The sequence below is a fragment of the Lutibacter sp. genome (assembly GCF_030692605.1).
Classification (GTDB): Bacteria; Bacteroidota; Bacteroidia; order Flavobacteriales; family Flavobacteriaceae; genus Lutibacter.
In genome coordinates this window covers 1-8,759 of sequence record NZ_JAUYUD010000018.1, presented here as the reverse complement: position 1 = coordinate 8,759, position 8,759 = coordinate 1, and the positions used below count along the sequence as shown (strand labels likewise).

Here is an 8,759-nt window from a genome sequence, read left to right as displayed (position 1 = left end):
AAATACTGTGGCGAAGAATAAAATATCAATGGCTAGATTTCGATGCTTATAAATGCTTTAAAAACCTCAAAGAACAATTAAATTTAGTGCTGAATAATTTTGGCATTAAATACGACATTAAATTTTAACCATTACTTATATTTGGTCATCTGATGGTAATTTTGATAATTTCAATTCTTTAAATAGAGATAGTATATTACAATCATTTAAATCAAAATTTTTTACAAATTTTTCAGATTTTCAAAATCAAGGATTTGAAGATATTTTTGCTCAAGATTCACTTTTCACTGAACAGTTTTTTGGAAAAAATTTTTTTAAGAGTGATTTTGGGAAAGATTTTATGGATATCGATAAAATAATACAACAAATGAGTGAAAGGCAGAAGAAGTTTTTAGAAAAATATAAGTCTGAATTCCAAAAACAAAAAGAAGAGAAATAAATTGAGAAGATTTTTTTATACCAATATTCTACTGTGATAAACCAGATTTATAAAATTTGTACTTCTGGGAAATCAAATATTTTTTGTTTTTTACCACTTAACTAAGTATATAAATAACTTTGAATTTAAAAACAAAGCCACGCCAACTATTGGTATGGTTAGATGTAGTTTTATTTCAACTCATTAGTGTATTTGAAAATTGCGGGTAATCCTCCTGTGTGCCAAAAAAGTACGTTAGAGTTTGTTGGTATTTTGTTCTTTTTAAAATAATCGAGCATTCCATTAAAAGCACGTCCTGTATAAACGGGGTCGAGTAAAATCCCTTCTTTTCTAGCGAGTTCTTTGATAGTGTTTTTTTCATTTTCGGATAAAATACCATAACCATCTTTGTCATAATCTCTATTCAGTGAAATATCAGCTATCGTAAATTGTTTATTCATTTTTAATAGCATACTACCTTCTTTCACCAAGTTTAGCACTACCTTCTCTAATGATATTCCATTTGTTTCATCTTTATCAATATTAATTGGGATTAATTTTGACTTTAGTTTAAACAATTCAATTCCGAGAATCATTCCGGCCTGTGTACCGCCCGAGCTAGAAGCAAAAAAGATGTAGTCCATCGTTAGATTTTGTTCGGTTAATTGTTCTTTTAATTCCTTCATAGCATTTACAAATCCCATAGCTCCAATAATGTTTGATCCACCGTACGAAATCACAAAACATTTATTTCCATTCTTATCTAATTTGTTTTTCAAGGTTTGTATATCCTCTCCTTTTCTATTTTTTCCAGTGAAATGAATAGTTGCTCCCAAAATAGATGAAAGCAATAAATTTCCATCATATTTTTTTGGGTTTCCCCCACCCAATAATAAATGACACTTGAGTCCAGCAATAGAACAAGCGGCAGCGGTTTGCCTACAATGGTTGGATTGTTGTGCGCCAGCAGTTATAATTGTGTCACATTCTTCATCAAGGGCTTGCTTTATAAGATACTCTAATTTTCTTGTTTTATTTCCTCCAGATGCCAATCCAGTATTATCATCTCTTTTAATGTAAATAGTATAATCAGGATAATTTTTTGATAGATTTTTTAACTTTTGAATAGGAGTCGGAAAAAAACCTAAATTATATTTATTATCAATCATTTTTTATTTATGTCAACTTTTGAGTAATAATTGTTATTCCTTCCATCACAGGGATGCCAAAATCTTTTAACATTTAGTTAATTTTACACCAAACCAAAGTCAGCTAATGGTAAATTATAATATCTTTTTCCGGTTGCTTTAAAAATTGCATTTATTATAGCTGGTGCAATAACTGGCACTCCTGGTTCACCAACACCGGTTGGTCTTTCGGTGCTTTCTACAATCTCTACATACACTTTTGGCGCTTCATTCATCCGTACCATTTTATAATCGTGGTAATTACTTTGTTCTATTGCACCATTTTTAGCAGTAATTTTACCATAAAAAGCCAACGACATTCCAAAAATAGCTGAACCTTCCATTTGTGCTTTTACCGTATTTCTATTTACTACTGTACCACAGTCAATTGCCGTAAATACATTGTGAACTCTTACTTTGTTATTAATTACCGAAACTTCAACCACAGAAGCTACATAGGAATAAAAACTATAATGAACGGCTAATCCATAAGCGTGCCCTTCAGGAAGTTGTTTTCCCCATTCCGCATTTTTGGCAGCAATTTTTAATACATTTTTAAGTCGTGCTGTATTGTATTTTATTTCATCTTGAGTATCCTCAATTCTATCGTTACCAATTAATTGAAGTCTAAATTCTAACGGATCCTTTCTAGCAGCGTGAGCCAATTCATCGGCAAAAACATTAATTGAAAAGCCGTGTGGAATATTAATTACAGAGCGCAACCAACCAATTCTTACATGGGCAGGAGCTTGGCCCACTTCAACCTTTAAATTATCAATTTCAAAAGGAACACCAGAAGCACTCGAAATTTCAAAACCAGCAGCATAATCAACTCCTGGTGAAAAAGTTGAAACTATAGATGGCAAAGCAAAACGATGTAGCCAACCAGTAACATTGCCATTGTTATCTAATGAAGCCTTCATAAATTGTGCACTTACGGTATGGTAATATCCGTGTTTAATATCGTCTTCACGGGTCCAAACTACTTGTACAGGTGCATTAATAGCTTTTGAAACAGCAACTGCTTCAACAATATAATCGGGTTTTGATTTTCTGCCAAATCCACCTCCTAAGAAGGTAACATTGATAATTACTTTATCTTCAGTAGTTTCTAAAAAATCTACAACTTCCTTTCTTGCTGTTTGAGGATCTTGTGTAGGTGCCCAAACTTCACAAGTATCACCTTGAACCCAAGCCACAGCATTTGGCACTTCCATTGGTGCATGGGCTAAATGTGGTAGTTGAAAAGTGCTTTCTACAATTTTAGTTGCATTTTTAAATGCTCTATTAATGTTTCCAGACTCTTTACCAACTTTCCCATTTTTATGAACATTTGATGTAAGTTGATTCATATATTTTTCTGAATCGTATCCCTTATTATCACCATAATTCCATTCAACTTTTAAAGCATCTTTTCCTTTAAAAGCTGCCCAAGTATTAGAGGCAATAACTGCAACTCCACCTAAAGCTCCAAATGGTTTTTCAACTCTTGGAATTTCAATAACATCTATAACTCCTGCAATTTTTAAAGTAGCTGTTTTATCAAAAGATTTTACTGTTCCAAAAGTAACTGGGCAGCGTTGTATTGCAACAAATTTCATATTTGGAATACGTTTATCTAAACCAAATATGGCGCTTCCATTATTGTACTCTTTTACATCAACACTTTTTAGGTTTTTACCAATAAATTTAAAATTCTTCGGATTTTTTAATTTGAAATTTGTTGGAATTTCAAGAGTTTTTGCTTTTTCAACTAAGTTACCAAAAGCTATTTTTTTACCGCTTGTATGTACAATAAAATGATGTTCTGCTGAACATTCATTTTCTGTAACATTCCAAGTTTGAGCCGCTGCACTAATTAACATTGCTTTTGCAATAGCACCCATTTGTCGCATCGTTTCATATAAATAGTGTACACTTCGCGAACCATCGGTATTTTGATCACCATATTTTGTATCTCCAGTTGCCTGTTTTACAATCACTTTGTTCCAATCTGCTTCCATTTCATCCGCAATAACTGAGGTTAATGAAGTGCGAACTCCATTTCCCATTTCAGAACGAGAAGCAATTAAAATTAAGGTTCCATCCGAATTTAATTGAATAAATAAATTTGGATTAAAATCTATCAAATTCTCTGGAGCTTTTTCTTTATCTGAAAAAATAGATGTATTGCAGGCTAAAATCAATCCACCAGAAGCCAATCCAACAACCTTCACAAAACCTCTACGACTTATATTTTTTATAGTTCCCATTAGTTTTGGTTTTTAAGTTCAACAGTTCGGTTAATTGCATTTTTTATACGTTGGTAGGTTCCACATCTGCAGATATTACCAAGCATAGCTTCATCAATTTCAGCTTCTGTTGGGTTATTGTTTTTGTCGAGTAAAGCGGTGGCAGCAATTAGTTGTCCGGGCTGACAAAATCCACATTGTGGCACATTTAAATCGGACCATGATTGTTGCAATAATTGTAAATTTTCTGACACACCTTCAATGGTAATCACGTTTTTTCCTTCAGCAAAAGATACAGGAATCATACAAGATTGAACTGGAGCATTGTCTATCAGTACTTTGCACGATCCGCATACGCCAATTCCGCATCCATATTTTGTTCCCGTAAGTCCAATAATATCTCTAATTGCCCACAATAATGGCATTTCTGGAGCAACATCAATTTTATATTTTTCTCCATTAATTCGAAGTGTAATCATGTTAATCGTTTTGTTAGTTAGTAATTCAGCAACAATTTAAGGATTAATTTTTATATTATAAAAATAAAATATACTTCAACAAGTTTAGCATCACGCATTCTTCATAAAAAACCATCTGTTTCTATAACTTCACCAGCAATCATTTGACCTATGTGAATTTTACCAATCCTTATTCTTACCAATCTCAATGTTGGAAAACCAACGGCAGCAGTCATTTTTCTAACCTGACGAAATTTACCTTCTGTTAACGCAATAGAAACCCAGCTTGTTGGTCCGTGGCGGTAGTCTCTAATTTTTTTGCCTCTTTCGGGCAGATTTGGAATCTCATTAAGTTTATAAACAGCACAAGAATTTGTAATATATTTTATCCCTTCAAAACCAATTTCTACACCATTTTTTAATTTTTCAATTGCTTCCGAAGTAATTTCACCATCAACCTGAGCGTAATATTCTTTTTCGAAGAGGCTACTTCTAATTAATTCGCTCATTTTTCCATCGGTTGTGAGCAACAATAATCCTTCGGAAGGTTCGTCTAATCTACCAATAGCCATAGTTTCTGGTGGAAAAGGAAATAATTCACCCAACATTTTTTTGTTGGTTCTTTTGGTTTGTTTTGTTGTAAACTGACTTAAATAACCATACGGTTTAAAAAGGATAAAATGGTTATGCTTTTCCATTGAGAATTGTATAAACTAATTCTTTTGAAAGTGTTTTACCAGAGGCTTTTTTCCTGATGTCTTCAAAACTATAAAGAAAATCGCATCCGTTTTTATAATTACTACAACCAAAAGCAGTTTTGCCTTTAATAACAGTCCCTTTTTTACATTTTGGGCAACTAATTTTTTTAGGAATCTCATTATTTTTAGTCGAAGTATTCTTTGCTTCAAATTTTAACGTAAAATCATCATCAAAACGAACCAATCCTTCAGTTTCTCCAGTATTCGTTTTAAATCCTTTTAAATTAACGGTGCATCCTTTTTGAATTAATCGTATAAATTGATTTTCTGAAATTGTTTTTTCCATAAAACTAAATGGAAGTAAAAAATTGCAATCACTTTTATAATCGCTACAACCATATGCCGATTTTCCTTTTAAAATAGTTCCATTTTTACATTTTGGACATTTTAATGTTGTAATTCCTTTGGCTTTTTTAGCTGTAGTTCCATAGGAAGTTAGAACCTGTTTCTTTTCAGTATTAATTGTAGCTGAAATATTAGCTCTCACAGTTTCAGAGCGGACTTCATACACCAACTCATCAACCATTTTTTTCATATTGGCAATAAAAATACCTGCGTTAAAAGTTCCTTTTTCAATTTCTTTTAGTTGCTTTTCCCATTGTCCTGTTAATTCAGCCGATTTTAAAAGTTCATTTTGAATCGTATCAATTAATTGAATCCCTGTTGAAGTTGGCACCAATTGCTTTTTGTTACGCTCTATATATTTTCGCCTAAATAGTGTTTCAATTATACTTGCTCTGGTTGAAGGTCTTCCAATACCGTTTTCTTTCATTAATTCACGTAAATCGTCATCATCAATTTGTTTTCCAGCAGTTTCCATGGCACGTAAAAGTGTAGCTTCAGAAAACATATTGGGTGGTTTTGTTTCTTTTTCTAAAAATGAAGGTTCATGTGGTCCTTTTTCTCCTTTTATAAAATTCGGAAGCAATCCAGTTTCATTTTTTTCTTCTGAATTCGAGTCTTCAAAAACAACTCGCCATCCTTTTTTTATAATTTCTTTTCCTGTAGTTCGGAAAGTAACATCTGCAGCTTTTCCAATAACTGTGGTATTCGAAACATCACAATCATCGTAAAACACCCCAATAAAACGTTTGGTAATAATGTTATATACCTGTTGCTGATTGTATTGCAAGTTTATTTGCACACCTGTTGGAATTATGGCGTGGTGATCAGTCACTTTTTTATCATTAAAAACAGTAGTTGATTTCTTGATTTTTTTGTTTAATAAAGGTTGAATTAAAGCAATATAATTGGTTAAATTTTTTAATATTCCAGCTACTTTAGGGTACACATCATTGGGTAAAAAAGTGGTATCAACTCTTGGGTAGGTTACTACTTTTTGTTCGTATAATTTTTGAACAATTTTCAACGTTTCATCGGCTGAAAAACCAAATTTATTATTGCAATAAACTTGTAATCCTGTTAAATCGAATAGTTTTGGCGCATAGTCTTTTCCTGCTTTTTTAGTTACTGAAACAATTTCAAAATTGCTTTCTTTAACTTTATTTGCAAAAATTTCACCTTCTTCTTTTTTTAAAAAACGACCTTCTTCACAGTTAAAAAGTGTTTCTCTATACAATGTTTGCAATTCCCAATAAGGTTGAGGTATAAAATTTTCAATTTCTTTAAATCGGTTTACCACCATCGCCAAAGTTGGAGTTTGCACTCGTCCAATAGATAAAACTTGTTTGTAACCACCGTGTTTTAATGTGTAAAGGCGAGTAGCATTCATTCCTAATAGCCAATCGCCAATAGCTCTTGAAAATCCGGCATAATATAAATTATCGTAATTTTTTGAAGGTTTTAAATTTTGGAATCCTTCTTTAATTGCTTCTGCGGTTAGTGAAGAAATCCACAAGCGTTTTACTTCACCTTTATAATTGGCTTGTTCTAGCACCCAACGCTGAATTAATTCTCCTTCTTGACCAGCATCTCCACAGTTTATAACCAACGTTGCTTTGTTAAATAAGCTTTTAACAATATTAAACTGTTTTTTAATTCCAGGATCGTTTGTAACTTTTGTTAGAAATTTTTCGGGAAGCATAGGTAAATTATTCAAATCCCAACTTTTCCAATGCGGTTTGTAATCGTTAGGCTCTAATAAAGTACATAAATGTCCAAAAGTGTAGGTTACAGCATAACCGTTTCCTTCAAAATAACCATCTCGTTTTGTGTTTGCGCCTAAAACAGTTGCAATTTCGCGTGCTACACTTGGTTTTTCGGCAATACAGACTTTCATTTTAAATTTATTTTGAAGTTGGAAAAATACGGAATTTTGATGAAATGAATAGGAAAGAATCGTTGAATTATAAGCATATGTAAATGAATGTATTATATTTTTATACTCGTAATGAATAATCTTTTTTTGGGAAAAAGAATAATTAAACAAACCCATAAGTTTTTAACAATAAATTTATTAATACATTTATCGCATTAAAATAAAATCAATGAAATTATATACCATAGAGGAAATAAACTCCTTTCTTAATGGAGAATTAATAGGCTCCACAACCCATAAAATTTGTGGACCTGAACAATTGCAAAAAGCAACAATAAATCATATTGGTTTTATAGGAAACAAAAAATTTCTGAATTTATGGCAAGATTCTAAGGCTTGTGCCGCTGTTGTTAATGCAGATTTAGTGCTGGAACCTGGTCAAAATAGAGCCTTGATAAAAGTAAAAAATGCCGATTTGGCAATGGCTAAATTATTAGAAGTTTTTGCGCCAAATGCACCTCAATTTGACGTTGATATTCATCCTACTGCGGTTATACATGTATCCGTTAAAATTGGATCAGGCTGCAAAATTGGTGCTAATTGTTATGTTGGAAAAGATGTTATTTTAGGAAACGAAGTAATTTTATATCCAAATGTTTGCATTTTTGATGAAAGTAAAATTGGAAATAACACCATTATATGGTCAGGAACTGTTATTCGTGAACGTAGCGAAATTGGTAGCCATTGTATTTTTCATAGTAACGTAAGTATTGGGGCAGATGGTTTTGGGTATAGACCAAGTGAAGAAGGTAAAGGGTTGGTTAAAATTCCACATATTGGAAATGTTGTTATTGGAAATTATGTTGAAATAGGAGCAAATACAACTGTCGACAGGGCAAAATTTAGTTCAACAATTATTGGAGACGGATGTAAAATTGATAATTTGGTGCAAATAGCACATAATTGTATTTTAGGTCGTTCTTGCATCATGGCAGGGCAAAGCGGTTTGGCAGGTTCGGTAACTTTAGGAGACGGAGTTATGATTGGTGGGGGAAGTTCTATTAAAGATCATCTTACACTTCATTCTGGTGCTGTTGTTGGTGGTGGTTCGGGCGTTATGAATGATGTTGCTGCAGGGAAAACAGTTGTTGGTTACCCAGCAACGGATTCAAGAGAAATGTTTAAGCAATGGGTTGCCTTGAGAAAATTAGGTAGAAGTTAATTAAAAATAGGTATTTATGAAAAAATCACTAAAAGAAATAAAACCAGGTGTTGGGTTAGGAAATTTAAAATTTGGAATGAGTAGGGAAGCAGTTAGATTAATGCTAGGAGAACCATCATTTATTGATAATGCGAATTAAGGGTTAAAAATCACAAGAAAAAAGCAAAAAATTTATGATAAAAAGCAATAAAATATTTGCATAAAAGCCTGATAATCAGTATATTTATAGTGAATTTCAAACATTATAAAAAACATGATTAATCAGGC

The 8,759-nt window shown here is 32.3% G+C and carries 7 protein-coding genes; 2 read left to right on the top strand and 5 right to left on the bottom strand.

Features of this window, described 5'->3' with window-relative positions; translation table 11 throughout:
• Nucleotides 1-609: 609 nt before the first annotated feature.
• From Q8S45_RS01825 to Q8S45_RS01805, 5 genes are all read right to left on the bottom strand, one after another.
• Nucleotides 610-1,587 (bottom strand): D-cysteine desulfhydrase family protein, encoded by a 978-nt coding sequence (locus Q8S45_RS01825; protein WP_305600707.1) that lies wholly within the window; start codon nucleotides 1,585-1,587, stop codon nucleotides 610-612.
• A gap of 83 nt (nucleotides 1,588-1,670) precedes the next feature.
• Entirely contained in the window at nucleotides 1,671-3,857 is a 2,187-nt protein-coding gene (locus Q8S45_RS01820) for a molybdopterin cofactor-binding domain-containing protein (protein WP_305600705.1), read from the bottom strand.
• Nucleotides 3,857-4,315: a (2Fe-2S)-binding protein gene (locus Q8S45_RS01815; RefSeq protein ID WP_305600703.1), complete on the bottom strand. Its 459-nt coding sequence runs from the start codon at nucleotides 4,313-4,315 to the stop codon at nucleotides 3,857-3,859. The genes Q8S45_RS01820 and Q8S45_RS01815 overlap by 1 nt, the downstream gene beginning before the upstream one ends.
• Nucleotides 4,316-4,416: 101 nt before the next feature.
• Nucleotides 4,417-4,992, bottom strand: coding sequence for a pseudouridine synthase (locus Q8S45_RS01810; RefSeq protein ID WP_305600701.1), 576 nt, complete (start codon nucleotides 4,990-4,992; stop codon nucleotides 4,417-4,419).
• Complete coding sequence (locus Q8S45_RS01805) at nucleotides 4,979-7,291, bottom strand: type IA DNA topoisomerase (protein ID WP_305600699.1); 2,313 nt, start codon at nucleotides 7,289-7,291, stop codon at nucleotides 4,979-4,981. Before Q8S45_RS01805 ends, Q8S45_RS01810 begins: the two co-directional genes overlap by 14 nt.
• Before the next feature lie 208 nt (nucleotides 7,292-7,499).
• Between Q8S45_RS01805 and lpxD the strand changes: the two genes are divergently transcribed.
• Complete coding sequence (lpxD, locus tag Q8S45_RS01800) at nucleotides 7,500-8,492, top strand: UDP-3-O-(3-hydroxymyristoyl)glucosamine N-acyltransferase (protein ID WP_305600697.1); 993 nt, start codon at nucleotides 7,500-7,502, stop codon at nucleotides 8,490-8,492.
• Nucleotides 8,493-8,508: 16 nt separating this feature from the next.
• Nucleotides 8,509-8,631 carry a hypothetical protein gene (locus Q8S45_RS01795; RefSeq protein ID WP_305600695.1) on the top strand — a complete coding sequence of 41 codons (123 nt, stop codon included), beginning with the start codon at nucleotides 8,509-8,511 and terminating at the stop codon, nucleotides 8,629-8,631.
• Nucleotides 8,632-8,759: the final 128 nt, after the last annotated feature.

What these genes read in the sequence shown, in the direction of transcription:
- Q8S45_RS01825 (WP_305600707.1), bottom strand. Translation starts at nt 1,587, where the DNA reads ATGATTGATAATAAATATAATTTAGGTTTTTTTCCGACTCCTATTCAA.
- Q8S45_RS01820 (WP_305600705.1), bottom strand. Translation starts at nt 3,857, where the DNA reads ATGGGAACTATAAAAAATATAAGTCGTAGAGGTTTTGTGAAGGTTGTT.
- Q8S45_RS01815 (WP_305600703.1), bottom strand. Translation starts at nt 4,315, where the DNA reads ATGATTACACTTCGAATTAATGGAGAAAAATATAAAATTGATGTTGCT.
- Q8S45_RS01810 (WP_305600701.1), bottom strand. Translation starts at nt 4,992, where the DNA reads ATGGAAAAGCATAACCATTTTATCCTTTTTAAACCGTATGGTTATTTA.
- Q8S45_RS01805 (WP_305600699.1), bottom strand. Translation starts at nt 7,291, where the DNA reads ATGAAAGTCTGTATTGCCGAAAAACCAAGTGTAGCACGCGAAATTGCA.
- lpxD (WP_305600697.1), top strand. Translation starts at nt 7,500, where the DNA reads ATGAAATTATATACCATAGAGGAAATAAACTCCTTTCTTAATGGAGAA.
- Q8S45_RS01795 (WP_305600695.1), top strand. Translation starts at nt 8,509, where the DNA reads ATGAAAAAATCACTAAAAGAAATAAAACCAGGTGTTGGGTTAGGAAAT.